At 68.1% G+C, this 25,743-nt stretch carries 20 protein-coding genes and 1 pseudogene; 13 read left to right on the top strand and 8 right to left on the bottom strand.

The features are described from left to right. Positions 1–29 precede the first annotated feature (29 nt). From ACIP9H_RS11710 to ACIP9H_RS11700, 3 genes are all read right to left on the bottom strand, one after another. Positions 30–1,541, bottom strand: coding sequence for an ATP-binding SpoIIE family protein phosphatase (locus tag ACIP9H_RS11710; RefSeq protein WP_401958934.1), 1,512 nt, complete (start codon positions 1,539–1,541; stop codon positions 30–32). 110 nt (positions 1,542–1,651) lie between these two features. Continuing rightward, positions 1,652–2,725 carry a PP2C family protein-serine/threonine phosphatase gene (locus ACIP9H_RS11705; protein ID WP_401958932.1) on the bottom strand — a complete coding sequence of 358 codons (1,074 nt, stop codon included), beginning with the start codon at positions 2,723–2,725 and terminating at the stop codon, positions 1,652–1,654. Positions 2,726–3,334: 609 nt separating this feature from the next. Next, positions 3,335–4,075, bottom strand: coding sequence for an IclR family transcriptional regulator (locus ACIP9H_RS11700; RefSeq protein WP_401587540.1), 741 nt, complete (start codon positions 4,073–4,075; stop codon positions 3,335–3,337). A 385-nt stretch (positions 4,076–4,460) separates the two neighbouring features. Between ACIP9H_RS11700 and ACIP9H_RS11695 the strand changes: the two genes are divergently transcribed. From ACIP9H_RS11695 to ACIP9H_RS11675, 5 genes are all read left to right on the top strand, one after another. After that, on the top strand, positions 4,461–5,036 hold the full coding sequence (locus ACIP9H_RS11695) for a TetR/AcrR family transcriptional regulator (protein ID WP_401587537.1): 576 nt from the start codon (positions 4,461–4,463) through the stop codon (positions 5,034–5,036). Between the two features lie 1,649 nt (positions 5,037–6,685). Beyond that, complete coding sequence (locus tag ACIP9H_RS11690) at positions 6,686–7,441, top strand: hypothetical protein (protein WP_401958929.1); 756 nt, start codon at positions 6,686–6,688, stop codon at positions 7,439–7,441. A gap of 434 nt (positions 7,442–7,875) precedes the next feature. Next, on the top strand, positions 7,876–9,045 hold the full coding sequence (locus ACIP9H_RS11685; RefSeq protein WP_401958926.1) for a GNAT family N-acetyltransferase: 1,170 nt from the start codon (positions 7,876–7,878) through the stop codon (positions 9,043–9,045). Between the two features lie 178 nt (positions 9,046–9,223). Continuing rightward, a complete protein-coding gene (locus ACIP9H_RS11680) occupies positions 9,224–9,955 on the top strand; it encodes a hypothetical protein (protein ID WP_401958924.1) in 732 nt (243 codons plus the stop codon). After that, positions 9,952–10,521 carry an ASCH domain-containing protein gene (locus ACIP9H_RS11675; RefSeq protein ID WP_401587530.1) on the top strand — a complete coding sequence of 190 codons (570 nt, stop codon included), beginning with the start codon at positions 9,952–9,954 and terminating at the stop codon, positions 10,519–10,521. Before ACIP9H_RS11680 ends, ACIP9H_RS11675 begins: the two co-directional genes overlap by 4 nt. A 167-nt stretch (positions 10,522–10,688) precedes the next feature. Here the strand turns inward: ACIP9H_RS11675 and ACIP9H_RS11670 are convergent. Both ACIP9H_RS11670 and ACIP9H_RS11665 read right to left on the bottom strand, forming a co-directional pair. After that, a pseudogene (locus ACIP9H_RS11670) lies at positions 10,689–10,844 on the bottom strand (helix-turn-helix domain-containing protein); the annotation flags it as partial. Positions 10,845–11,048: 204 nt separating this feature from the next. Next, on the bottom strand, positions 11,049–11,765 hold the full coding sequence (locus tag ACIP9H_RS11665) for a TetR/AcrR family transcriptional regulator (RefSeq protein ID WP_401587527.1): 717 nt from the start codon (positions 11,763–11,765) through the stop codon (positions 11,049–11,051). Positions 11,766–11,951: 186 nt separating this feature from the next. Here ACIP9H_RS11665 and ACIP9H_RS11660 point away from each other — a divergent pair, with 186 nt between their 5' ends. The 5 genes from ACIP9H_RS11660 to tatC all read left to right on the top strand — a co-directional run bounded on the left by ACIP9H_RS11660 (position 11,952) and on the right by tatC (position 16,704). Continuing rightward, positions 11,952–13,388, top strand: a complete 1,437-nt coding sequence (locus tag ACIP9H_RS11660; protein WP_401958920.1) for an MFS transporter — start codon at positions 11,952–11,954, stop codon at positions 13,386–13,388. A gap of 269 nt (positions 13,389–13,657) precedes the next feature. Then, on the top strand, positions 13,658–14,863 hold the full coding sequence (locus ACIP9H_RS11655) for an epoxide hydrolase family protein (protein WP_401958918.1): 1,206 nt from the start codon (positions 13,658–13,660) through the stop codon (positions 14,861–14,863). 143 nt (positions 14,864–15,006) lie between these two features. Further along, positions 15,007–15,408 carry a Sec-independent protein translocase subunit TatB gene (locus ACIP9H_RS11650; protein ID WP_401587519.1) on the top strand — a complete coding sequence of 134 codons (402 nt, stop codon included), beginning with the start codon at positions 15,007–15,009 and terminating at the stop codon, positions 15,406–15,408. 151 nt (positions 15,409–15,559) lie between these two features. Further along, complete coding sequence (gene tatA / locus ACIP9H_RS11645; RefSeq protein ID WP_401587517.1) at positions 15,560–15,814, top strand: Sec-independent protein translocase subunit TatA; 255 nt, start codon at positions 15,560–15,562, stop codon at positions 15,812–15,814. An 89-nt stretch (positions 15,815–15,903) separates the two neighbouring features. Then, entirely contained in the window at positions 15,904–16,704 is an 801-nt protein-coding gene (tatC, locus tag ACIP9H_RS11640) for a twin-arginine translocase subunit TatC (RefSeq protein WP_401587515.1), read from the top strand. Positions 16,705–16,869: 165 nt separating this feature from the next. On the opposite strand, the gene ACIP9H_RS11635 is transcribed toward tatC, so the two are convergent. Both ACIP9H_RS11635 and ACIP9H_RS11630 read right to left on the bottom strand, forming a co-directional pair. Then, on the bottom strand, positions 16,870–17,343 hold the full coding sequence (locus tag ACIP9H_RS11635) for a hypothetical protein (RefSeq protein ID WP_401587512.1): 474 nt from the start codon (positions 17,341–17,343) through the stop codon (positions 16,870–16,872). Positions 17,344–17,442: 99 nt separating this feature from the next. Then, entirely contained in the window at positions 17,443–19,404 is a 1,962-nt protein-coding gene (locus tag ACIP9H_RS11630) for an N-acetylmuramoyl-L-alanine amidase (protein WP_401587510.1), read from the bottom strand. Between the two features lie 888 nt (positions 19,405–20,292). Here ACIP9H_RS11630 and ACIP9H_RS11625 point away from each other — a divergent pair. Then, on the top strand, positions 20,293–21,120 hold the full coding sequence (locus tag ACIP9H_RS11625) for an alpha/beta fold hydrolase (RefSeq protein ID WP_401959002.1): 828 nt from the start codon (positions 20,293–20,295) through the stop codon (positions 21,118–21,120). 503 nt (positions 21,121–21,623) lie between these two features. Here the strand turns inward: ACIP9H_RS11625 and ACIP9H_RS11620 are convergent. Further along, on the bottom strand, positions 21,624–21,980 hold the full coding sequence (locus ACIP9H_RS11620) for a nuclear transport factor 2 family protein (protein WP_401587507.1): 357 nt from the start codon (positions 21,978–21,980) through the stop codon (positions 21,624–21,626). A 323-nt stretch (positions 21,981–22,303) separates the two neighbouring features. Here ACIP9H_RS11620 and ACIP9H_RS11615 point away from each other — a divergent pair, with 323 nt between their 5' ends. Continuing rightward, a complete protein-coding gene (locus ACIP9H_RS11615) occupies positions 22,304–24,583 on the top strand; it encodes an AAA family ATPase (protein ID WP_401587504.1) in 2,280 nt (759 codons plus the stop codon). Positions 24,584–24,663: 80 nt separating this feature from the next. After that, entirely contained in the window at positions 24,664–25,443 is a 780-nt protein-coding gene (locus ACIP9H_RS11610; protein ID WP_401587502.1) for an alpha/beta fold hydrolase, read from the top strand. Positions 25,444–25,743 lie beyond the last annotated feature (300 nt).

Genomic DNA, 25,743 nt, shown 5'->3' with positions numbered 1-25,743 from the left:
AAAGCCGCGCCGAGCATCCCCGCGCTCTCTCATGGTCCGTGCAGCGGCGTGTGCTCGGCCCAGATGGTCTTGCCGTGTGCATGGTGGCGGGTGCCCCAGCGGCAGGTGAGTTGGGCGACGATGAACAGACCCCGGCCGCCTTCGTCGAGGGTCCGGGCGCGGCGCAGGTGCGGCGTGGTGGTGCTGCCGTCGGTGACCTCGCAGGTGAGACAGGCGTCGCAGCGGATCAGGCGGAGATGCAGCGGTGGCTGGGCGTGGCGGATGGCGTTGGTGACCAGTTCGCTGACGATGAGGACGGTCGTGGGGGTGGCGTCGTCCAGGCCCCAGTCCGTCAGCTGCGCGGTGACATGTCTGCGCGCGGCGGAGACGGCCGCCGGATCGGCGGCGAGGTCCCACGTGGCGACGGTGGTGGTGTCGAGTGTGCGGGTTCGTGCGGCGAGCACGCGCAGTTGACGGGGGCCACCCTCTGCCGCGAGGGCCTGAAGGGCGGTGTGGCAGGTGGCCGCGAGCGAGGACTGCGGCTCGATGCGTCGTTCGGGCACGGCGGATCCGTCGCTCCCGGACCCGGAGCCCGACCCGGATCCGGTCGGCGGCGCGGAGTGCGTGTGCAGCAGGAGCACGCTGCCTTTGCCGAGCCGGATCTCGGCGGTCGCGACCTGTGCTCGTGTGCGTCCGTGCGGTGTTCCGGAGGGAAGGTCGACGGCGATCGGCACCCCTTCGGGGCTGATGACGATGGGGGCGGGATGGCCGGCGGAGGCGAGGGTGCAGTCCGCGGTGACGGGGTCGTAGACGGCGTACAGGCAGCTTGCCGTGACGTCGTGGGCGGCCTCGTCCGGTTGGAGCCGGTGGAGGACGTCCTGGAGGTGGGTCAGCGTCTCGTCCGGTTGCATGTCGATGTCCGCCAGCGTGCGTACCGCGGCGCGGAGTTCGGGCATCAGGGTGGGAGCCGGTTCTCCGTCCTCGGTCACGCTGCCGGCGACCAGTGCCACCCGGGCTCCGGGCAGTGGGATGGCGTCCAGCCAATGCGCCTGCGGACCTCCGTCATCGGCCCGGCCGTAGGAGAGTTCCACGGCTGCCGGCTGCGGGAGGCGCCCGGCCGGGGATCCCCCGGCGAGCAGGGACGCGCAGAGATCGCCGGTGTCCCGACGTGGCGCGGGAGCGATGCGGCCCCTCTTCTCGCCGCCCAGGGGAGGGATGGCGAAGGCGCACCTGGCCTTCTGGCCGGTCCGGACGCGGCAGACGACCAGGCTCATGGCCAGGGACAGGAAGGCCGCGGCGATGACCACCGTCCGGCCGCCCTCCGACACGCCCGGAATGGCGAAACCGTAGATGGCCACGCTGGTCGCCAGCGTGGAGGCTCCCACGACCAGGGTGTGCCGTACGGGCAGCAGGGCCGCCGCCATCGGGGGCGCCAGGACCGAGTAGTCCGACCAGCGGACCAGGCCCACTGCGGAGGCGTTGAGTTGCACTGCGCAGGTCGCGACGAGATAGCCGGCCAGCAGTGCACTCGGGTGCCGGAGGAGCAGTCTCGGCGTGGCCATCCTCGTCACCGTCCCTTCTGGTGTCGTACGCAGCGCCCTGCGAGACGGTGCGCCCCGGATGCGCGGCTCAGAGTTCGGGTTGTCCGCGCGGGCCTTCGCACTGCGGACGTTCACGACGGAGCCTGATCGGAACGGACGGGCTGCCGTGGGTGATGGACAGCGACGAGGGCCAGGTCGTCCTGGAGGTTCTTGCCGGCGTGCCGGTCCACGTCGACGCTGATGTGCTGCACGAGGCGGCTGGGGCAGTCCCAGGTCCATGTCTCGGCACGGTCGAGGACGGAGAAGAAGTCGCCTGCGGAGTCGCGGGCCTCCGCCAGGCCGTCGGTGTAGAGGAGCAGGGTGTCTCCGGGGCCGAAGGCGACGGTTTCGAGGCAGAAGGCCCTGGGAGTGTCCGCCGCGAGCCCCAGCGGCGGGGCGGGCCGGGTGACGGGAAGCAGGGTGAACCGGCTGCCCCGGCGCAGCAGGGGCGGCGGGTGCCCGCAACTGACGACCCTGGCGATGTCCTCGTCGTCGGGGAGCTCGATCAGCAGGGCGGTGATGAACCGCTCGCTGCTGTCGGGGGCGATACGGGGCAGCTCGCTGAGGTGCCGGCGAACGCTGCGTTCCAGGGAGGCCGCAAGTTCCGGGAGGGTGCGGTACTGCTGGGCCGACTCCCGGAAGGCGCCCAGGACGGCGGAGGCGTCGTCGATGGCCGGCAGCCCCTTTCCGCGGACGTCGCCGATGAGGATGCGCGTGCTGTGGCCGGTACGGGCGGCTGCGTACAGATCACCGCCCACCAGTGCGTGTGCCGCCGCCGCGCGGTACATCGAGGCGACGATGAGGGGGCCCAGCTCCCTCGGGATCGGCCGGAGCAGCACGCGCTGGGCGGCTTCGGAGACGGCCCGGACTTGGGCCAGTTCGCGCAAGTCGCGGTCGTGCAGCGCCCGGGAGGCGATGACGAACGCGGAGACGATGAGGACCGCTCCGATGTGAATGGGGAGCAGCGGTGAGTGGAGCAGGCCGTCGTGCCGGTCCACGAGAAGCACCGCCGCTGCTGCGAGAAGCGCGACGACGCCTGTGAAGCGGGCTCGTGCGAACGTTCCGGTGCACGAAGGGGCCGCGACGAGCAGGGGGGACAGGTGAATCGCGAGCGGGGCGAACGACGCGGCCGAGGTGATGGCCGCGATCAGCAGGAGCGGCGGCACAGCGCGACCACGCAAGCCCGGGGTGCGCGTGCGGCGGCAATGGGCCTGCGGCAGCCCGGGGACTTCAGGACCCCGGAGCGAGCGGGCTCCGCCGCCGGTGACGGGAGTGTGCGGGAAGTGGCGCATCACGAGTCGGGGGAGCGACCGGATGTCCCTGGAAGGGCTGCGTCGAATCAACATGGCGCGGCTTTCGTGCCATCGCGATGGAAAAGGGCGGGTTGAGATCCGATGGGACGTGAGGGTCCGCACCGTTGCGGTGACGTCTTCGGTTTCCACGCGGCTCCGGACGGGTCACAGCTCCACCGCCTTTCGTTTTTCCACTGAATGAAAGCCGTTTACCAATGAGGTGATTCAACTGTGCGACGGGCGGTTCGGTACGTCAAGCGACGTCGTCACCTCTCCACCACGACCCGGCGCGGGAGACGGGACCGCGTGTCCAACCACGCGCTGTTTCCCAGGACGTGAAAGGCAATCGAGTAACGCGGGCGCCGCTTTTGAACGCGACGGTCGAGCGGGGGTGTTCAACGCACATGGGGACAGCAGTCTTCCGCGACAGATGGGCCGAACCCACCTGCCGCGGCAGCGCATTGTGCTCCGACTCCGGCACCCTCACCCGCACGCCGACAAATAGCGCGATATGCCGAGTGCGTACCCCATGACCTGCGCGGCGAGTTCCTCGACCCGATCGGTGGTCAGTTTCTGTATTCGTCCTGCGAGGGTGACAGCGGCCGTGACGGCGCCGTTCGCATCGAACACCGGGGCCGCCAAGGTGCCCATTCCGGGAAACCGCGGGTCGTCGACAGAAGTCCAGCCGCGGCGGCGGATCCGCTCCAAGGAGCCCTCCAGGGGCCGAGGGCCACCCTCCCCGGCGAGTCGGAGGGCATGCGCGTCGTGGGCCATGAAGATGCCACCGGCCGCACTGCCGCGCAGCGGCTGCACACGGCCCACGTATCCGGGATACGCGAACGCCTGCGGTGAATGCGCCCAGAACGCGGTGACGTGCATGCTGCCCCGGCGTATCTGCAGGCCGCAGCCTTCCCCGGTCCGGTCCCGCAGGGCAGGCAGCGAGGACCTGGCCGCTGTCACGAGCTCCGAGGCCGCGTCGGCCGAGGCTCCCCACCGGATCATGCGCAGGCCGACGCTGTAGAAGGGACCGTCACGCCGCAGCAGGTCCTGGTCGACCAGCGCGGGCAGCATGTCCGCCACGGCCGACGACGGCACGCCGGCCATGCGGACGATGTCGGATGTGTGCAGGTACGGCGTTTCCACCGAGAAGCAGTCCAGTATGCGCGACCATTCCTGGAGCACCTGCCCGGCGGCCTTTGCGGCCGGCGGTCCGAATGTCGTCATGGTGGCCTCCTGCGCGGTCCCTCTCCGGGTATGTCGCGGATCTCGCCCGCTCGGACGGGACAGCACATCGGCGGCGGGCCGCGCGGCCGGGACTCCTTACGGCTGCTCCACGACAGTTGCCACCGGAACCTGAATCACGGGGAATGGATGTCCGGCCGATCGGCGAAAAGCACGACGACGTCACGGGCAATGCACCGAGGGGCCCGCTTCGGCTCTTGAGCAGACATCTGCCGACCCCGGTCGGTCCGGGTGGCGATGCAATATTAGATTCTGTTCGCCATCTTACAGGACACCGATCCCGGCGGGGAGCGGCAGCGGGCTGCGGACCGCGAGCCTAATCTGGCACCGGCGGTGTCGGACCGGCCGGCATTACGGAGGGTGATAAATGAGTCGCGTCTCGCAAGCAGAAGCGAAGGCCAATCGGGAGCGAGTGGTACTGGCGGCCTCCCGGCTGTTCCGCGAGGACGGCGTGACCAACGTGGGCATCGCGGATGTGATGAAGTCGATCGGCCTTACCCAAGGCGGCTTTTACAAGCAGTTCGCCTCCAAAGCCGCTCTCGTCGACGAAGCGGCCGCCAAGGCCTTCTCCGACAACTTGCAGGACCTTGTGGCGCTGGATCAGGAGACCGGGGGGCACCAGGCCGCATGGCAGTCGCTGCTCGATTCCTATTGCTCTGTCGAGCACCGCGACAACCCCGGCACTGGTTGCCCCGCCGCCGGTTTCGCCGGTGACGTCGCACGCGAGCCCGAGCACCGGGAGACCTACGCCAACGGCATCCAGGAGATTGCGCGGTGGATCGCACCGGGCGAGGCCGGCCTGGCGGCCTATGCCACGCTCGTAGGCGGCCTCCTGCTTGCCCGTGCCACCGCGGGCACGCCTTTGTCCGAGCAGATCCTGCGGGCCGCGCACGCGGCGGCGGCGGGCGCTGCCGACAGCGGCGGTCGGCCGGCAACCGGCTGACGCGCACGCGATCCGGGTGTCCGCCACGTGCCGCACCGTCAGGCGTGGCAGTCCGCCGAGTGCAGATCAGCCAACGCCTCCGGCCCGAGGCGGGGTTCATCACCACGGACCCGATACCAGCGGACGCCCGGTCCGTACTCGCCGGCTCCGCTCGCCGCTTCCCCCGAAGCGGCGTCCAAGCCGTACCCGGCCCGAGACGCAGGAAATCCCATCCAGAGAACTGACCTGGATGGGATCTCGTGAACCGTTCCCGACCCGAGTCGTGAACGGCCCTGTTGTGGGCCGTTCACGAGTCGGGCTGACCTGCGCCCATGTCCGCCTTACGGAGTGCCCTTCCCGCACAAGCCAAGATCGCTTCCCGTCTTGGCATGCTCAAGACCATTTTCAGAAGCAGCAGCTCTGAGCGCTGCTCGAAGACCCAGGGGCGGTGAAGCGGCCGGAGAACGGCCCCGATGAATTCGGAGCACGCCGCACAGGGCAACGGCCCTGATGGGTCCACTGTCCGACCTGAAATAAAATGGGCCCCCACCCGTCAATGGCAGCGGACTGAGACATGCGATGCGGGTGCGGAGCAAGCGGGATTCCACTCACGTACACGAGACCCGCAGATGCGTCGTCGATCACAGAGTCGCCCGTCGACTCGGGATGCCGAGCCAAACTTTCATTCAATGAAAGGCTTTCTGCTGCCCGCCGGTCCGGAGGTACCATCCCGACGCTCATATTCCAATCCAGGCAGGCGGCGTCCACGATGCGGAAGAAGTCCCCCTGCCCGACTTCGAGCGCCCTCGCCAAGGACGGTCGACACAGGAACCCGCGTTGAAACCGGGGATTTCTCCTGACACGTGTTCACCGTCATGGGAGAGACTGCGCGCTGGCCGAGACGGAAGATGAGGATTTTTTCCGATGGCCGGCTGGCCAGTACCTGCCATGATCTGGAGCACTTTCCCCGTTCACCTATCACGAGGACGTTCAGCTCTGTCCGCCCGTTCCGATTTCGAACACCGTCCTCTGGCGCCGATTGCCAGGCGGACGGATTTTCCATCAACCGGGCTTCCCGGCCAAGTCCTTCGGTCGCGAGGCGCCGCATCCCGTGTCATCGGCGAAGCGATTGTCGCAGTCCAATTTCAAGGGAGTCGCACGTCCCGGGGTCGACCGCGATGCCTGCGTGTCGGACGAGCAGCACGAAACTCCAGCGAAGTCATATTCATCTCATGCCACGGGCGGGAGTACCGATGCCGTCATCATCTGAGTCCGAATCCGAAAATCGCGCGGGCCGAGACCCTCTGCTTCGTCTGCCGCGCAGGGCGAAGCATCCGGCTGGGGATCATGCCGGGTCGGCCGACTCGGCCGAGACGGCTGAGACGGCTGAGACGGTGCCGCCGGACATCGTTCCGGATGTCCATGCAACATGGAGCGCCCCGGACCGGGCCAGGGTCGAGCGGATCCTGCGAGGCGTGAGAGGCGGGGCTCAGCCGCCTGAGGAGAACCACCCCGACCCAGAATCCGCCGCCACCGGGTCGACACTCCCCGACACATCCTGGGCGGACGCACCGCCCACTGGAGCAGGAAGCCGGGCCGGAAGTCGCCCACGTGCCACAGGCCGTAGTCCGCGGGCCGACAGTGCAACCACGAGCGGTGCACCCACGCCCGTGGTCCCGGCCGACCCGGGCGGCCAAGACGCGCAGTCCAGCAAGCGTCGACGCCTGCTCGTGGCCGGAGCCGTGATCACCGTGGTGGTCCTGGCCGGGATTCCTCTCCTTCTCAGTGGCAACGATGAGCGGCGTCCCGCCGGAGGGACTTGGCAGGGCACCGATGCGGACTCACTGCGCAACATCCCCACACAGCAGGCGGCGACGATGCCGTCGACCGCTGGGACGGTGACCGGCGGGCACGGTTCGCCGGACACTTCCGCGACGCGACGCCCGCCTGCGGGATCACCCACCCCTTCCCCGCCTCCATCGGACAAGGGGCTCGGCCAGGGCTCGGCGGATGACGGAACCACCTCGTCGTCGGAGCCAACTCAGCCGACCGCTGCCGGCAGTCAACAGGCGCCTGCGAAGCCCCTCGGCGACAACCTCAAGCCGTTGACAGTGACGAGTACCAGGGCTTTGGCCCTGGGGGACTCGATCGTCAACGGTCCGACCGCTCTGACGCTGCAGACCAGCGGGAACCTCGTCGTGACGCACCACGGAACGGTCACGTGGTCGAGCGGGACGACGGGGCACGGCGCTACAGCGGTCTTCCAGGAAGACGGCAACTTCGTCGTCTACTCCACTGACGGATCAACCGCTTGGTCCACGCGAACGGATGGACACAACGGCGCTGTGCTGATGATCGGCACCAACGGGAACATCCGTATCGTGTACCAGAATTCGGTGCTGTGGCAGACAGGCACTGTCAACTGACAATCCGGTGCGGCCGTGCTCCCTTTACGGGGGCTCGGCGGCCAGATGGCGATCCGTCAGTGCTGAAGATGGCGCCGCACGTGTCCTGCAGCGCGTGCGGCGTCCGTGCCGATGCCGTAGAGGATGCCGGAAGCACGGTGAGTCAGCCACTGGAACCCCACCGCCTGCACTCCTGGATAGTAGGGGGGCATGCCCTCTGTCTGCCCACAGATGCCGCTTCGGGAAGCCCCGTCCATGCCGAGGGCACGGCCTTGCTTATGCCTGCCGGACGTCTACGTGGCGGGGAAGTTGCAAGTTAGCCACCCGTGCAGTCTGACTGCATTCCCGCTTCGCCCTCGACAGGTTTCTAAGCTCTCGGTGTCAGGCAGGCGCGATCTAGCCCAACATCGTCAAATCGGTGGATTCATACGGGATCAGCGTGAAGGCTGTGACACGTGGAGAACTCATCCGGCGGGCCTGTTACCCCCATCCGTGTTCAGCTGGTCGATCCGTCCAACGAACTGTTGGATGCGGTGATCCAACTGGGAGACAGCAACAGGGCCACACTCGGGTTCCTTGCGGGCGCCGCGTTCGTGCAGGCTGCGCACAGCCGTACGCTCTTGGCGGCGACCATCCGCGGAGAACTTGCCGGGTACGCCCTGTTCGCGCTACCCGGTCAGCGCATCCGCCTCGCGCATCTGTGTGTCGATGACCGCTTCAAGCACCGCGGCATCGCACGCCTCCTCGTCGACAAGATCAGCGAGCTGCATCAAGACCGCTCGGGCATTGGCCTCAAGTGTCGCCGTGACTACGGACTCGAGCCGATGTGGACCGCGCTGGGCTTCGAGCAGACCAACGAGGTCGACGGCCGAGGCGCAGATCGTCATCCACTGGTCGTCTGGTGGCGCGACCATCACCACCCCAACCTCTTCACCGACCTGGAGTCGACTGCTCAGTTCCGGGTCGCGATGGACCTGAACGTTTTTGCGGACTTGTACTCCCGCGACTCCCGGTTGGGCCGGGAGGAGACGCAGGGCCTGACCGCCCCGTGGATCGAGGACATGGTCGACCTCCTGGTCCCGCCTACGCTGGTCGATGAGATCGGCAAGCTCAAGGACCCGGCCGAGCGCCGGCGGCAACTGGCACTGGCCAGCAACCATGAGCGTATGTACCCGGACCGGGCGGCAGCCGACGCACTCGTGCAGGAGATGCTGGTCAGTGCAAAGACCGAATTCGGCCTCGATCTGCCTCGCGAGCCCAACGATCTGCTCGACCTTCGATACGTGGCCGAGGCCTCTGTCAGCGGCGTGGGCTACGTAGTGTCCAGGGACAACTTCCTCACCACCTCCATCGGACCGCTCGCTGAGGCCGTCTGCAACGTCCGTGTCCTGCGTCCCAGCGACATCGTTGTGCACGTGGACGAGCTGATCCGCGCGCAGGCCTATCAGGGCCGCGATCTGCTGGGCACCTCGTTCAGCGTTGGTGCCATTCCGGCCGGGCAGGAGGAGAGGCTTGCGGTGCCTCGACCAGCCCGGCGGAGAGCGCAAGAGCACCTTCAACGCCCGTCTGCGCGACCTGGCCAGCAAACCCGCCACGTGGGACCGCCGCTGGATCCTCGACGGTGACGGCCGACCGGCAGCTCTGTACTGCGTGTGCCAGCAAGACGGGCAAATGGAGGTTTCCCTGCTACGCACAGCCGTGAGTCACCCCCTCGCGCGGACCCTGGCACGCCAGCTGTTGTTTCTGCTGAAGGGAATGTGCCGCGCTCAGGGGATCTCCGTCCTTCGGCTGAGCGATCCCCACATGTCGAAGGACATCCGCACCGCTGCGGCCGAGGACGGCTTCCAATCGCACCAGGACACACTCGTCGCCCTCGTGCTCGACGCCTGCGCCGATGCCGCCAGCATCACCGACCTCGCCGCGCAAGCCGGTGCCCTCGCCGGATTCGACACCCCCGAGCTGCCCACGTCGATGCCTGCGTCCGCCGCCTACGCGGTAGAGCGCGCCTGGTGGCCCGCGAAGATCACCGATGCCGAGCTTCCCAGCTTCCTCGTCCCGATCTGGCCCCTGTTCGCGAGCGACCTGTTCGAGTTCTCCCCCTCGTTGCTGCCACGAAATGACCGCCTCGGCATCAGCCGCCAACACGTCTACTACCGCGCTGCACGCTCCGCCGGCGAGCGCGTCCCGGCCCGGATCCTGTGGTACGCCAGCAGCGACAAGAACCGCACCGTCCAACAGGTCATCGCCTGCTCCCGGCTGGACGACACCGTCGTCGACCAGGGCAGGGCCCTGCACGCCCGATTCCAACACCTCGGCGTGTGGGAGCGACGCCACATCGACAAGGCCGCCAACACGGACGGTCTTGCCCGCGCCCTGCTCTTCTCCGACACCGAGATCCTTCCTCGCCCGATCTCGCTCTCTCGGCTGAGGGCCCTGGCGGATGAGCACCGTCACTCCTTGCGGCTACAGTCGATCTCCAAGATCCCGCCGCAACTGTTCAGTGCCCTCTACCGGGAAGGCCATATCGCACGGTGAACGACAACGAACGCGCACTGCTGCTGTCGCTCCACCCCCGCTTCGCTGACTCGATCCTCGATGGCACGAAGACGGTCGAGATCCGCAGGCAGCGCGTGGCGGTCCCCGTCGGCACGCCGGTCATCTTGTACGCCACATCCCCGGTCATGGCACTGGTCGGCACCGCACAGGTCGAACACGTTCAGGTGGCCCGCCCTGCCGAGGTCTGGGCCACCCATACGACCCGCACGGCCCTCAGCCGCGCCGAGTTCGACGACTACACCGACGGTGCTCGTTACGCCTCCGCGGTCGTGCTGCGGGACGTAGAACCCCTCTCACAGCACGTACCCCTTTCGCACATGCGCTCGGCAGGCGACTTTCACCCGCCCCAGAGCTACCGCTATATGTCCAGGCAGAGCCTGCGCCAACTGGTCAGCGAACACCCGATGGCCCCAACCCTCCTGCGCCGAATCGCAGCCATGCCCCAGGCATCGACAGCCGCGCCTACCGATGTCACCCCCATCCAGCCCAAACGCGCCAACGCCGCAGGCCCAGCCCGCCCGCGCACGCGACTGCGACACGCCTGACCTGCGTCTCGCCTAGTGAGTCGAGTCGATAGTCTGTGTTCGGCGTCGAGCTCGACGGACCCCAGCCTGCTGGTCTTGGGCCGCCGAGCCTGCTCGCGAGCGCGCTGAGGCGCCTGCCACGCCCGGTATTCGACGCGGCCGCCGTTCGCGGCGGCCTCCCGCGACACTGTGGGTGTCGCCCTGTTCAGCCGGGCCGCGATCAGGGTGAACGAATCATCAGCATGCAGGCCCAGGGTGATCTCCTCCCGGTCAGCCAGCGTCAGCCGACCCGGCCCGGGAACCCACCCATCCCAGCGAAGCGGCCGCCACGCCGCGTGGCTCACGATCAGCGCCACTGCTTGGTGCGAGCAGCCCACCTGAAGGCCGATCTCCCGTAAGGACAGCCCCTGACCTTCAGCCGCAACGCCAACTGCCGTTACTCGACCGTCAGATATGGACGCATAAGCGAACCACCTCAGCTCATCGAGATTTTCTCGACTCACCAGGGCGTTGCGGCGACCGACTGAATCTGCCCAGTCAGTCACGGATCAAGCGTCGACACCCTCCTTGGGAATCAGGAGGCGCCCCAGCCAATCGCGAAGGAGGGCCCGTTCCGTGTCGCTCAGCACCGCGTCGGCGTCGTCCAGTACGGACAACAGTGCCACCGCTGCAGAAGCTGGTGTCACGCTCTGACCGCCGCCTTCCTGCGGGTGCTGAACGGTCACCGCCACACGGATCGCGTCACGCACACGGGTGGACAGTAGCGGGTCACGTTCCGTTTCAGGCGTGGTGATCAGCGTCATGATCACCCCCGTACTTGCCGCGAGGATCTCCGCAGCGGCAACAGTGGGGGTCACGGTCAGCAGGCCCTGCCGAGCGGCCGGCTCGAGAGCTTTGAGGAGCATCGCCTCCACCTCACTCACCACGCCGCAGCGGGCTCCTGTGCTCACACGGGCATAGATGTAGGCGTAGAACGTCGGATGCTCGACACCGAATCGCACATGGATGTCCCATCCATCACGGATCGCCTGGAGGGGGTCCGGGGATGCGTCCTCTGCCGCATGCGTGGCCAGGAAGTCACGGAAGCCGTGACTGACCACCTCGTCCAAGAGCCGCTGCTTGCTCCCGAAGTGGTGGTAGAGGGTGGGCGCCTGCACGCCTGCCAGCTCGCAAATGGCGCGAGTGGAGACGTCACCGACCTCGGTCTGCTCCAGCAGCTGGGCTCCCGCCAGCAGGAGGCGATCACGGGCAGAGGTTTTTGACATGCAGCTACATTACATGATGTATCAGCGCTCCATTCTCATGGCCGGCGGGCGCCCACGGATGTGCCACCCCCGACCGGACCCTGTGTCGCGAGTGCCCGACTCGCCTCCCGCTCGGCGTCGAATGTGACAACGCTCACCCGCTAAACGTTTGTATCGGCTCCATGTATCGACGCTATATTCGGCGTCATGAGTACTGCAGAAAAGACTTCAGTGGCAGGAAGCGCAGCCACATCCGCGAAATTGGGCGGCGCTGCCGCGGGGTTGCTGGCCGTCCTGTGTGCCGCGTTCTTCCTTGACGCACTGGACACCTCGATGGTCGCAGTGGCGCTGCCTACGGTGCAGCAGGCGCTGCACATGTCGATCAGCCAGCTCCAGTGGGTGGTTTCCGGCTACGTTCTGGGCTTCGGCGGGTTCCTCCTGCTGGGCGGTCGCGCGGCTGACCTCCTCGGACGCCGCAAGGTGTTCCTGATCGCACTGATCGTGTTCTTTCTGATGTCCGGACTCGGAGGTTTCGCGACCAGCGGCACGATGCTGATCGCCAGCCGCTTCCTGAAGGGTGTATCCGCCGGCTTTACCGCGCCGGCGGGCCTGGCGATCATCTTGACGAGCTTTCCTGAGGGACCGGTGCGCAACCGGGCTCTGTCCATCTACTCCTCCACCGGGGCGGCCGGCTTCACCTTCGGTCTGATATCCGGTGGCCTGCTCAGTGAGGTCGGCTGGCGATGGGTGTTCATCATGCCCACCATCGTCTCGGGGCTGATCCTGCTGGCCGCGCCCAGGCTCATTCCCGTTGACCACCGTGGTAGCAGTAGCCGCGGCAGCATGGACCTTCCCGGGGCGGCTGCGATCACCCTCGCCATGCTGCTTCTGGTCTTCACACTCACCGAGGCCCCGAGCGTCGGCTGGGGTGCTCCGCGCACCCTGCTCTCACTGCTGGCCGTCGTGGCCCTGCTGGCTGTCTTCGTGGCCATCGAGCGCCGACAGCAGTCACCGCTGCTCCCGCTTGGTCTGCTGGCCTCCTGGCCGCGGGTCCGCGCCAACCTCGGCGTGATGGCGTTCGTCGGAGGCTGGGCAGCAGCACAGTTCATGGCCACCCTCTATATGCAGGAGACCCGCGGCTGGTCCGCCCTGACCACCGCAGCCGCATTCTGGCCCTGCGGCGTTCTCGGCCTGTTCGTCGCTCCCCGGATGGAGAAGCTGATCGGCCGCTTCGGAGTCCCCCGCGTCCTCTCCTTCGGCCTCGTGCTCACCGTCGTGGCTTACGGCCTGCTGCTTCCCCTCGGTCTCACCTCCGGCTACTGGCCGGCTCTCTTCCCCACGTTCGCCCTCATCGGCATCGCCTTTGCCGTGTGCTTCAGCACGCTGAGCATCAGCGCCACAGCCGGTGTCGCACCCGAGCGGCAGGGCGTTGCCAGCGGCCTGTTCCAGTCATCGGCCCAGTTCGGTACTGCCCTGCTCGTGGCTGTCACCACGGCGGTCAACCAGGCCGTTGCCCGCCCCGGCGCCCATGGCGCCATGCACGGCTACCACGCAGCCCTGCTGGTGCCCTTGATCGCTGCTGCCGCCGTCCTGGTGCTGTCCCTGCCCGCTGCCATCCGGAAGCGGCAACCGGCCCTCGTGTAACGCCGCGGCCGGCGAGAGCAGCCACCGCAATCGACTGCGCTCACCGGCCCACGCACGCGCGGGCCGCCGCCGGCAGCGTCCGGCACCCACCACCCGACGAGAGCCCCGTTCGGGCGCGTCGCACCCCCGAGAGAACCTGTGAGATCTCCATGAGTCATGACGCAACGACCAGGCAGTCACCCGAGAGCCGGGGAGGGAAGTTCACCCGTCGCGGCGTGCTGCGAACGGCAGCGATTGCCGGTGCGGTCGCAGCTCCGCTGCCCTGGACGATGTCGCAGGCAGCGCCCGCAGCGGCGAGCGAGCGAAACCCGGTCGGGCTGGGCAAGCTGCGCCCGGCGACCGAGGCCATCACGCCCTTCCGCCTGCACGTTCCCGAGAACGCGCTGGAGGACCTGAGGTACAGGCTGCGCAACACCCGTTGGCCCGAGCAGGAGCTTGTCAAGGACTGGTCGCAGGGCGCCCCCCTGCACCGCGTCCAGAGGCTCGTGAAGCACTGGGAGACCCAGTACGACTGGCGCCGCCTGGAGCGGCGCCTCAACAGCCTCGGGCAGTACCGCACGAAGATCGACGGGCTCGGCTTCCACTTCCTGCATGTGCGCTCCCCTCACCCGGACGCGACACCGATCATCCTCACCCACGGATGGCCGGGATCGGTGGTGGAGTTCCTCAAGGTCATTGACCCGCTGACCAACCCGACCGCCCACGGCGGCCGTCCCGAGGACGCCTTCCACGTTGTCATCCCCTCCCTCCCCGGCTACGGCTTCTCCGACAAGCCCACCGAAAACGGCTGGGACGTCATGCGGATCGCCAAGGCATGGTTCGAGCTCATGCGCCGCCTCGGCTATGACCGCTACATCGCCCAGGGCGGCGACTGGGGTGCCAGCGTCACCACGGCCATGGGCAAGCTGTGGCCCAAGGAACTCATCGGCGTCCACCTGAACCTGCCGGTCCTGTTCGACGCCCCGCTGGTGGGAACGCCCACCCCTGAGGAGCAGAAGGTCCTCCAGCAGATCGCCGACTTCCAGGCCAACGGCACCGCCTACAGCGCGGTCCAGCGAACCTCGCCCGAGACCATCGGCACCAGCCTGACGGACTCCCCCGCCGGACAAGCCGCCTGGATCTACGAGAAGTTCGGCCTGTGGACCGACAGCAACCACAACCCGGAGAGCATCTGGTCCTACGACGAGATGCTCGACGACATCATGCTCTACTGGCTTCCGGGCACCGCCGCGTCGGCCGGCCGACTGTACGCGGAGAGCTTCGCCTCCGCGTTCATCCGCCACGAACTCGACCTGCCGGTGGGCGTCACCATCTTCCCCAAGGACATCTTCACCGCGCCCAAGATCTGGGGAGAGCGGACGTACCACAACCTCGTCTACTGGAACGAGGCCAAGCGCGGCGGCCACTTCGCCGCCTTCGAACAGCCGAAGATCTTCACCGAAGAACTTCGCAAGTTCGCCCGCCTCATTCGCTGACCCCATCACCAGCAGCTTGCCCGCCGGGGCCGCCCGGCGGGCAAGGGATCGAGACGAGCAAGGCACCCCGACAGTCACACTCCGGTCTCCCTCGTCGGAGGTCGGGGGGCACCACCCCACAAGCTCCCAGACGGGAACCCCAGGTGTTCTTCGACATCGGACCTCTCGAATTCGTGACCCTGATCGTGCTGGCCATCATCCTGATCGGACCCGACAAACTCCCCAAGATGGTGTCGGACGCCACACGGACCCTGCGCCGGATACGTGAACTCTCGCAGAGCGCGCAGGTGAGCATCCGGAGCGAACTCCCGCCCGAGCTCCAGGACCTGCGCATCGAGGACCTCAACCCCAAGACGCTCATACACAAGAACCTGCTGGCTGCCGAGGCCCTGGACCTCGCCACAACAGTGACCGACTTCGATCTCGAAGTCGAACCGTTCTCCACCCCCGACACGAAACTGGCAATCACCCCCAGGGCCGAGCAGCCCCGGCCGACCATCGCGACCAGCGGCCCGTCTGCCCGGCAGACGGACGGCCCCGCTTGACCAAGCAGCGCCTACGCGTGCCAGGAAGGGCACCACACCCGCCTCCCCGCCCCCCAACAGGCCATTTCCTCGCCAGGCGCAGCGCCCTCATTCCACCGATAACACGGCACCACACCGGCTTTCACCTCACCCTCCAGAGAGGAAACCCTCCATGTTCGGCAGGCTCGGAGCTCCCGAAATCGTCCTCGTCCTCGCCGTCGTAGCGCTCCTGTTCGGCGCCAAACGACTCCCTGACATAGCCCGCTCTTTCGGACAATCGCTCCGGATCCTCAAGAGCGAGACCAAGGCCATGCAACGCGAGAACACCGGAGAACGAACGTCACCCACCCCCACCCTGCAGTCCACGCCCGACCACCACGCGGCCTCCCAGAAGACCCCACCCGAGGACGTCCTTGTCGAGCACTGACCCCGACCACGTACCGATCACGTGCGGCTTGCGCCACGCGTGAGGAACCGAGACCCTCCATGCCCCCCACACCGCATGAAGAAGCCCGGATGCCCCTCCTGGACCACGTGCGCGAACTGAGGAACCGCCTGGTCAAAGGCGTCGGAGCGATCCTCCTCGTCACCGCGGGCGCTGCCTTCTTCTACAAGCAACTCGTCGGATTCCTCATCGCCCCCCTGCCCGACTGCACCCCCGGCCAACTGGCCGGAGCGGCGCTGGCAGGGCATTGCGGAGTAATCGCCATCAACGGCCTGCTCTCCCCCTTCACTCTCGCGCTGAAGGTGTCGATCACCGCGGGCGTCATCGCAGCGAGTCCGGTCTGGCTCTACCAACTGTGGGCGTTCATCGCTCCAGGGCTGCACCGCAATGAGAAGAAGTACACCCTGGCATTCCTGGGCGCCGGCATCCCGCTCTTCCTCTCGGGAGCCGCCCTGGCGTATTGGCTCCTGCCGACCACGGCCCGGGTGCTCATCTCCTTCACACCCGCTCACACCACCAACATGCTCCCGGTTGACGACTTCCTCAACCTCGCCACCCGCTTCATCGTCGTCTTCGGTCTCTCCTTCGAACTCCCCCTCCTCCTCATCTTGCTGAACTTCGGCGGCGTGATCTCCGCACGGCAGATGTCCGGCTGGTGGCGCGTCATGATCATGGCAATCACGGTCTTCGCCGCCCTCGCCACACCCAGCACAGACCCACTCACCATGCTGCTGCTCGCCGCCCCTCTGAGCCTCCTCTACTTCGCCGCCTGCGCTGTGGCATGGGCTCACGACCGCCGCCGCGTACGGCGCACCCACGACGGCATGGACGACACCGAGTTCGCCTCGCTCGAAGTGGCCTCATCACGGTAGAGCTGGGCTGTTGGTCTCACTCGACCCAGCGTCACCCTTCTGCCACCGGACACCAGATCGCCCAATTCCGCTGAATGCCCAGGGCTACGAGCAGTCCGCTCTCACGGAGGTCGTGGAGCAGGCGCTGCTGGGCCTGTGACATCTCCAGTCGCGTGGGGGAAGGGGTCAGGACAGACCGGTGACGGTCACCTTCGCCCGGCCGCTGTCCGAGCGCAGGACAATGTCGAGCAGGAAGAAGTCGCCCGCTCGTGGCCCCATGACCTCCCACGCGCCGGCACGGAGGGTGCGGGAGACGGTCTCGTGGCGTTCGCCGGGCGCCGAACCGCTGATCGCCACGAGCTGCACCGGTGTCCGGCCAGTGTTCTTCAGCGTCACCGAGCGGGTCCGTGGGCAGTGAGTGGTGCGCGTAGCGGGGCAGTGCCGACGGACATCTCCGAAACGCGCCAACCCGCACGAGACATCGGCGGCAAAGGCAAAGTCGGACGAGCAGGTGGCACCGACGCGCAGGCCGCTCGCGGTGTCCGCCTGTTCGCCGGCTTCGGATCCGTGCGAACGCGCGACGGCGAAGGCGGCGAGCGCGGTGGTGGTGACGAGTACGGCGGTGGTGGCGAGTACGGCGGACAGGAGTGCTTTCCGCACGGGTGTGCTCCCAAGGTCGTGCTGTGGATCGATGGTGCAGGTGCCGGGGGCGGGGCCCGGAAGTCATACCTCGTGGGCCCGCCCCCGGCGGGTACTTCCTCAGCGACCGGAGCTGGAGGCGTTCTGCGACGGACTGGCCGTCGCGGTCACATCGCCGGCGTAGACCAGGGCGGTGCGGTGGTTGTACTGGATCGTGTACATCTTCTTGGCGCCGAAGACGACGGTGCCGGAGGACTTGAAGTAGTCGTCGGTCAGGGCGGGGGCTGAGGTGGCGACGTAGGCCTGGCCCGACGGGATGGTGTACATGCTCAGCGGCGCCTGAGTGGAGGGAGACAGGCCCGCGGGGTACTCGGCGGCATCGGGGTAGCTGGAGCCGTAGACCTTCACCGGCGGCGTGATGGGGGTCTGGCCACTGTGGATGATGGTCACGCCACGCGCGGGGACGGTGTTGACGCCGCCGGGGTTGTGGAACCAGACCTTGGAGCCGCTGTACCAGATCGCAGTCCAGTCACCGTCCTCGCCGGCGACGACGAACTGCTGCCCGGCCTGGGCGGTGCTGCCCCAGTCGTTGATGCGGTCGGTGCCGGCGGCGCCGGAGTGGATCGCCTGGTCGCCGAACAGCGGTGCGGTGTCGCTGGGGGCGGTGCGCAGGTAGACGAAGTTCGACGGCTGGGTGACCTTGGTGCAGGCGGTGGTGGCGCCGGTCGGGTCGTCGGAGGGGCAGATCTGGACGGTCTGCCGGTTGTCCGCGAAGCCGGGAGCGATGGTCACCACGGTGCCCCAGTCGCCGACGCCGTGCCCGCCTGCGACCGGGGCGCCGAGCAGATCCATGAAGTGCTCCCAGTCCCAGGACGGGCCCGGGTCCCAGTGCATGCCGGAGACCGTCGCGGACGTCGGACCGACAACGTTGTCATGGCCGAGGATGTGCTGCCGGTCCAGCGGGATGCCGAAGCGGCCGGCCAGGTACGTCACGAGGTCCGCGGTGGCCTGGTACTGGGCTTCGGTGTACCAGGTCGCGCCGTGGGCCGCGTACCCCTCGTGCTCGATGCCGATGGAGTGCATGTTGGTCGAGTAGTTGCCCGCATGGAAGGCGAGATCCTTGGTCGGCACCATCTGGGTGACCGCGCCGTCAGCCGACCGCATCACGTAGTGCGAGGCGCTGCCGCCGGGGGCCTGGAAGGTGGCTATGGCCGAGGCATAAGAGGACTCGGTGTCGTGGATGACGATCGAGTCGATCCGGATGCCGTTGGCGGGCCGGTTGGACACCTGCCCGTTGGACGGGGCGGCCGGAACGAACGTGCAGTTCACGGTGGCCGGGCACTCGGTGTCCGTCGCCGCTGACGACGCCAGGTGCAGCTTCGCCAACTGGCCGGTGGCGGGCCGGACCTGCGGGCCGGCGGTCAGGCTGATTCGCTGGCCGTCCGCCGTCGTGCGCACGGCGCCCTGGTGCAGGGTGGCGAAGACCCGGTCGGCGAAGGCGCGGGCGCCCTGGCGCTGCGCGGACTGGCTGTAACGGGCCACCGCGCCGTACCAGTCGCCCGGATCGGCGGAGGTGTCCCCGGCCGTGGCCTTCTGGTAAGAGGCCAGCAGGGCGGCGCCGCCGCGGATGTTGGCCGCCGCGTCCGAACGCAGCTGCCACGCTGGCAGGCCCGTCAGCTTCGCGGCCGCCTCCAGCGTGTGGAGCGCGGGATCCGCGGCGAGCTTCGCCACGTCCCTACGCCCGGCCGTCCCCGAGTCACCGCCGGCCAGCATCGAAGGCGTCACGTCCGTCAGATGCATCGGACCGTAGCCGCCACTCACGCTGTGCTGCCCGGCGTGCGTGTCCCATGCCGATTCCTGATATGCCACCGCCAGCAGCACCCGCGCCGGCACATGGAACTCTGCCGCCGCGGCGGCGAAGTCCCCCTGGCGTGCCAAGTCCGCCGGAGCGTGCCCGCCACTGGCCTGGGCGGTGAAAGGAACGGCGACCGCACCGGCAACTGCCAGTAGACCAGCGGCCACCAGCACGCCGGGACTCCGCCGCAAGGCACGTCGTCGGCGTACAGCTATTTCTCTTGTCATGCAAAATCCCCGAGTTAAGTCGGTGGACACAAATAAATGCCCACCGCTCCCATAGATCAGAACTTCCGAAATCGCAAAGTTCGGGCTGTGGAGACAACCAATCTGGTTGCGCAAGCGTCCGAGCTTCCAGTCATGGTGTCAGGTACAACCGCTCGCGACATTGGGATAAATCCCTATTCTCCTGTCATCGCGGGTACACCAAAATACCCAGACCCGCAGGCTCTGGGATCCCAACCGGCCTCCGCGGCCGTCCGTGGCCCCGTAGCGTCATTCGCCCGGCTGAGCCGCGCGACTACGGCCAGCAGGGATGGACGGGCAGGTACCGCCCGGTTCGGCCACAGGCGTGCATGGCGTGGTCGGCTTCGTATCCCGGCCGCCACCACGCCTGTCCGCGTGCCCGGGCTACGCTCGCGTGACACATGGATCTGGGAGTACTACAGCGATCTCGGTTGCCGTGATTGGCTGGACGCGGCCTTGCTCCTCCTCACTCCCGCCCTGCGGGCGCTGTGTCAGACCGTGATCGAGCGATGGGATGCCCGGTACCTCGCGGCGACAGGGCCGATCAAACCGCAGAGCCCTCAGAGCAGCCGGTCCTCGACGCAGGGCATGTGGTGGCACGACCGCTTCCCGCTGCTGATGGACCATGACGAGGAGATCCGGTTGCCGCCGTCCTGGTCACCGGAGCGCCGGCGGCTCGTCTTACCCGGTGAAGCCGGTCGACAAAACCGCACCTCCCGCGAGCGGCAGGGGGGCACATCTTCAAGGTGCCACGTCCTGGCCGCCAGACTACCGTTCGAGAGTGGCAGTCTTCCCAACTCTCTGGGTTCGGCCCGACTGGCGACGCTTCGGAACCCCGCCTTCCCACTGGAGCGAGAAAGGCTCAGGATCATGCCGTATACAACAGCCCAGGACGGAACCCAGATCTTCTTCAAGGACTGGGGGACCGGCCAGCCCGTCGTGTTCTCCCACGGGTGGCCGCTCACTGCGGACGCCTGGGACCCCCAGATGAAGTGGATGGTCGACCACGGCTTCCGGGCCGTCGCCCACGACCGTCGTGGCGGCGGGCGTTCCGGCCAGCCATGGGACGGTAACGACCTGGACACCTACGCCGACGACCTGGCGGCCGTGATCGAGGGACTCGACCTGCGCGACGTCATCCTGGTTGGGCATTCGACCGGTGGTGGCGAGGTCGCACGTTACATGGGGCGGCACGGGACGGGACGGGTGGCCAAGGCGGTCCTGCTGGGCGCCATCCCCCCGTTGATGCTGAAGACGCAGGCAAATCCCGAGGGCCTCCCGATCGAGGTCTTCGACGAGATCCGCGAGGGCGTCGCCAAGGACAGGTCTCAGTTCTACAAGGACCTCAGTGGCCCGTTCTACGGCGCGAACCGCGAAGGCTCGACCGTCAGCCAAGGCACCCGCGATGAGTTCTGGTTGTGGGGCATGACGGTAGGTATCAAGGGGGCCTACGACTGTGTCAAAGCGTTCTCTGAGACGGACACCACCGAGGACCTCAAGAAGATCGACGTGCCGACACTGATCGTGCACGGTGACGACGATCAGATCGTCCCCATCGTGGCTGCGGGCGCCAAGAGCTCGAAGCTGGTCAGGGAAGCGGTATACAAGGTGTACGAGGGAGCCCCGCATGGGCTGGCGATGGTGCCCAAGTTCGCCGAACGGTTCAACGCCGACCTGCTGAACTTTGCACAAAGCTGAGAACTGTGCATGGCGAGAGCTGTCGCCTTGGAATCCATGGCGGCTGACGACTCACGACCAAGCTGATGCGGTGGTGATCCGCCGTCGGCTAGCCGACGCCTCGCGGGTAGCAACGGGGGCGGGTCTGCCACAGGGCTGCCGCTGTTGGTTCCGCCAAGCAGGTCAGACTACGGGACTTGCGCCAGGTGACATCGCTGACGCTGCGTTCGCGCACGCATAGCACGATGAATATCAGGCCGGCGCATCAGCGGCCTTCCTCGGCCAGTGCGTCCTGTCATCATTGGCGAGTCACGCATAGAAGGAGAAGCAGGCCCTCTCCAGCAGCCTCCGCAGCAGAGCAACACTGTGGATCGTCCTCTGCGCTGTCCCGCTTTCCCGCTTGGTCATGCCGACCCATAGGTCGTCCTCTCCGAAAGCAGGCGTCCGGCCGCCGGGCGTTCACGCGACGAACCCCCACCACCCCAGCCAGGGGGCCGGGTGTATGTGGGATGGCGGGCGGCCGGTCAGGGGGCGATGCTCAGTTCGCTGATCAGCCCATGGGCCAGAACGAAACGGCAGCGCAGGTCGGCCTTACCTCCAGGGAAGTTCCCTTCGAGGTGCTGGTGGACGGTGTATCGGTTGTGGGCGTCCTGTTCGGCGCCGGCGAGCGTGACCGTGTAGGTGTACTCGGTGTCGGTCCGCCGGAGCCATAGGTTGATGGCCTCGGCTCCCTCATAGGTGTGTCCGTCGTCTGTGACAGTGGCGTCCGGTGCGAAGCCCTGCGCGGCAGCGGCGGCGTCCTTGGCGGCGCGGCCTGTCAGGTAGCGCGTGATCGGTTCGGGCAGGTCGGCGGGGTCGATCGGCGTCGGGTTCTGGGTCACGGGGTTCTCCTTTGCGCCAGGGGAAACAGTCCGCGGTGCGACTCAGCGGTGGAGGACGAGGCCGATACCCGGCCCGCCATGCGCGCGTCACTGCAGCCCCGAAAGTGCTGTACAGAAGCCAGCGGCTTCAATGTTAAGAGTGCCTTCGCATGGGTGCACCAGCCGCTTCCACGCCTTGCGCTGCCTCAACCCTGCGGCACACCGGGGCGAAGGCGTCCTACTACGCAGCCTGCGCGGCTTGACCAGCGTGGTCGTCGAGGTCCGCAGATACAACGCCACATCACCCATCGGACGCCTCACGTCGCGGCCGGTTAAGCTGGCGCATGTCCCTCATTGGTCGTGACCGAGAGCTATCGGCCCTCAGGGTTCTGCTCGACCGGTTGACTGCCGGGCTCAGCGAGCGCTTGGTCATCACCGGCCCCTCGGGAGTGGGGAAGACCGCGCTGTTGGCGGCCGCCGCTGCATTGGCCGCTGATCGAGGGATCCGTGTCGCATACGCGGGTGACCGCGCGCAGGCCGCGCCCCGTACGTCGCCGGGCCGTCCGGACGAGCCGGTGCTCGTGCTGGCCGACGTAGGCGCGGTCGAGGAGCCCGATCTCATAGGCCTCGGCTCCGAGGTGCCGTTGGCTCCGCGCGCGCTGTTGGTCACTGCGCGGGAGTACTCCGGGAGCGCGGCCGAGCTGAGGCTCGGTGGTCTGTCGGGCGCGGAGTTTGCCGCGCTGGTGCCCGGACTGCCGCGCGACGCCGTCCACGCACTGTGGCTGGTCTCCGGCGGGCTGCCGGGTCACGCGCTCCGCCTGTCCGGGCAGCTCTCGGGCCTCGACGGTGACGTCGACCCGGTGGTTCATCTCGCACTGGTGGCCCCCTCGCGAGCCCAGTTCCTCGAACTCGATCTCGGGCTCGTCCGGTTGCTGGAGTCGGCAGCAGAGCGGCCGCTCACGCCGGGCGACCGCGCCCGGGTCCTGGCGCGGCTCGCGCGTGAGCTGCTCGCCGACACCTCGGCTGCCGCGCGTCGCCGCGACCTGGCGAACACGGCTCTCGGTCTGGCCCGGGCCTCCGGTGACCCGGGCACTCTTGCTGAGGTCCTCGACAGCCGGTTGCACGCGCTGTGGGACCCGGCCGCCACGGCGGAACGTCTGGCCACGGCCGAGGAAATCGTCACAGAGGCCCGGCGGGCGCGTGACGCCGCGGCCGAGTGCCGCGGCCTGTTCTGGCGCTTCGTGGCGCATGCCGAGGCCGGGGAGCTGACGGCGGCCGAGGCGGCACTCAGCGTCTACGTGGGCGCCGCGGAACAGGCCGGTCGCACCGATGCCCGCGTGGTTGCACTGGCGCGGCAGGCGATGCTCGCCACGATTCGCGGCCGGTTCGAGGAGGCTGACGCACTGGCACACCAAGTGCTCGTTGCCGGCCGCAAGGCGGGGGTGAGCGACACCGAACGGCTGGCCGGTTCGGTGCGACATCAGCTGGACGTCATGCGAGGCCGTGCCGAGACCCGCGTCGAGCCATGGCAGAGGATGGCCCGCAGACTGCCCGGGCACTTCTTCGAGGCGACAGCGGCGCGGTCGATGCTCGAGTCCGGACGCGACGTCGAGGCCGGCCTTGAGCTGGAACGGCTGCTGCCGTCGGTCCTCGCCGGCACCGGCCCGCGATGGATCGGCGCACTGGCAGACCTCGCGGCAGTCGCCTCACGTATCGGGAGCGCGGTGGCCGCCACCGACCTTTACGAGTCGCTGCTCCCCTACCAGGGACGACTCGTTGTGTGGGGCGGAGCCAACACGATCACCGGACCCGTCGACGACTACCTGGGCCGCTTGGCAGCACGCCTCGACCGGCCGGATGATGCCCTCGGCCACTTGGACGAGGCCGCGGACCTCTCCCGTCGCCTCGGAACGCTCCCCTGGCTCGCCTGGACCCTGGCGGCGCGCGCGGAGGTACTCACACGGCGTGGCCGGCCCGGGGACCGGGAACGAGCCGGCGAGGACGTCGACCGGGCCCGGTCGATCGCCACACGGCTGGGCATGGGCGGTCTCCTCTCAGCCCTGCCGCCGGTTCCTGCGCCCGCGGACCAGTGGCGCTGGCTACCCGATGGACGCGACTGGCAGCTGGAGGCCGGCGCTGAGACAGCGCGCGTGCCCGACGGGCGCGGACCACGCTACCTGCGTGCGCTGTTGGCGGTGCCCGGCCAGGAGATCCTCGCGCTCGACCTGGTTGCGGGCGGCTCCGGGCTGGCGGTCCCGCCGACTGATCCGTTGCTGGACGATGCGGCCCGCGCCTCCTACCGCCGGCGTCTCGCCGCGCTTGACGATCAGCTTGATGCCGCCGACCGGGCCGGTGATAGCGACGCCGCGGCAGCCGTCCAGGCGGAGCGTGGAGCGCTCCTCGCCGAGCTCCGGCGCGCCGCTGGTCTCAGCGGGCGCCCCCGTGCTCACGGAAACGAGGCCGAACGCGCACGCGTCAGCGCCACGCGGGCACTGTGGAGGACCATCGAGCGCATTGAAGCCGCCGCGCCTCTCGCGGGCGCCCACCTGCGGGCGTCCCTGCGGACGGGACGCCTCCTCCGTTACCAGCCGGCTCCCGGCGGACCCGGCGGCTGGCAGGTGTGACGCCCACCACGCACAATTCGTTCGCCGCTGCGTTACGCCTTCTGTTGTGGACAGCACCCGCCACAGGAGGAAGACGCCACGTGATCACGTACGCAGGTCTGCGAGCAGAGCGCCACGGCGAGCCGGACAACAGGCCGCCGCTCGTCCTGCTGCACGGCCTCAGTTACGACCGTCGCCAATGGGGGCCGGTGTTGCGTGCTCTCGAGCTTTCCGACCCCGGTCGGAGCGTGCTCGTCCTCGACCTGCCCGGACACGGGGACTCGCCACTGCGGGAGCGGCACGGACTCGACGACGTCGCCGCGATGGTGCACCAGGCCGTCACCGAAGCCGGCCTGGCAGCACCCGTGGTGGTGGGACACTCCCTCGGCGCAGCCATAGCCACGGCCTACGCCGCGACGTACCGGGTGCGCGGCGTGGTCAACATCGACCAGCCGCTGCGCGTCGGAGGCTTCGCCGACATGCTCCAGCGCAACGAGCACCTCCTGCGCAGCCCGAACTACGGCACTGTCTGGAACGGCCTGCTCAGCCGCATGGGCATCGACACGCTGCCTCCCGAGACCCGGGACATGGCGAGCCCCGACGCGCTTCCGGCGCAGGAACTGCTTCTCAGCTACTGGAACGAACTACTGGCCACCCCGCCGTCCACGCTGCAAGAACGAAACGCCGCCCGTCTGGCCCGTATCGCCGCCCAGGGCACCCCTTACCGCTACGTCGCCGGCGCCGCGCCCGACCCGGAATACCAGGCCTGGCTCCGTCAAGCCCTGCCCGATGTCTCCATCATCGTCTTGGACGGCGGCGGCCACTTCCCCCACCTGGCTCATCCTGCCGAGGTCGCCCGCGTTCTGACCGACCACCAGTGATTTGGGGGCGACCGAAGGTCCGGATGCTTCTCAAGTCGGCCGGTGCGTTCGCACCGGCCGGCGCACCACCCATGTCCTGCACGGGCCACACTGGCCCCGGGTTCCGGGATCTCACCGTCTCCGCCCCGGTCACGGTGCGTGTGGTGGATCGGGCAGAGGTAGGGGCCGAACAAGGAAATCCCTCATGCCCGACTTCTCCATCGGGCAGACCGAACACTCTCCGTCACACGCCAACCACGAGGCGGTCTTCGCACAGGCCCGACGCGGCGTGATGCTCTCCAAGCGGGACGGCAGCCTGGA

Origin of the sequence: Streptomyces sp. NPDC088732, from assembly GCF_044751205.1 — a bacterium.
Taxonomy (GTDB): domain Bacteria; phylum Actinomycetota; class Actinomycetes; order Streptomycetales; family Streptomycetaceae; genus Actinacidiphila.
Note: the sequence above shows the minus strand (reverse complement) of the source record. Positions and strands in the feature narration are given on the sequence as shown.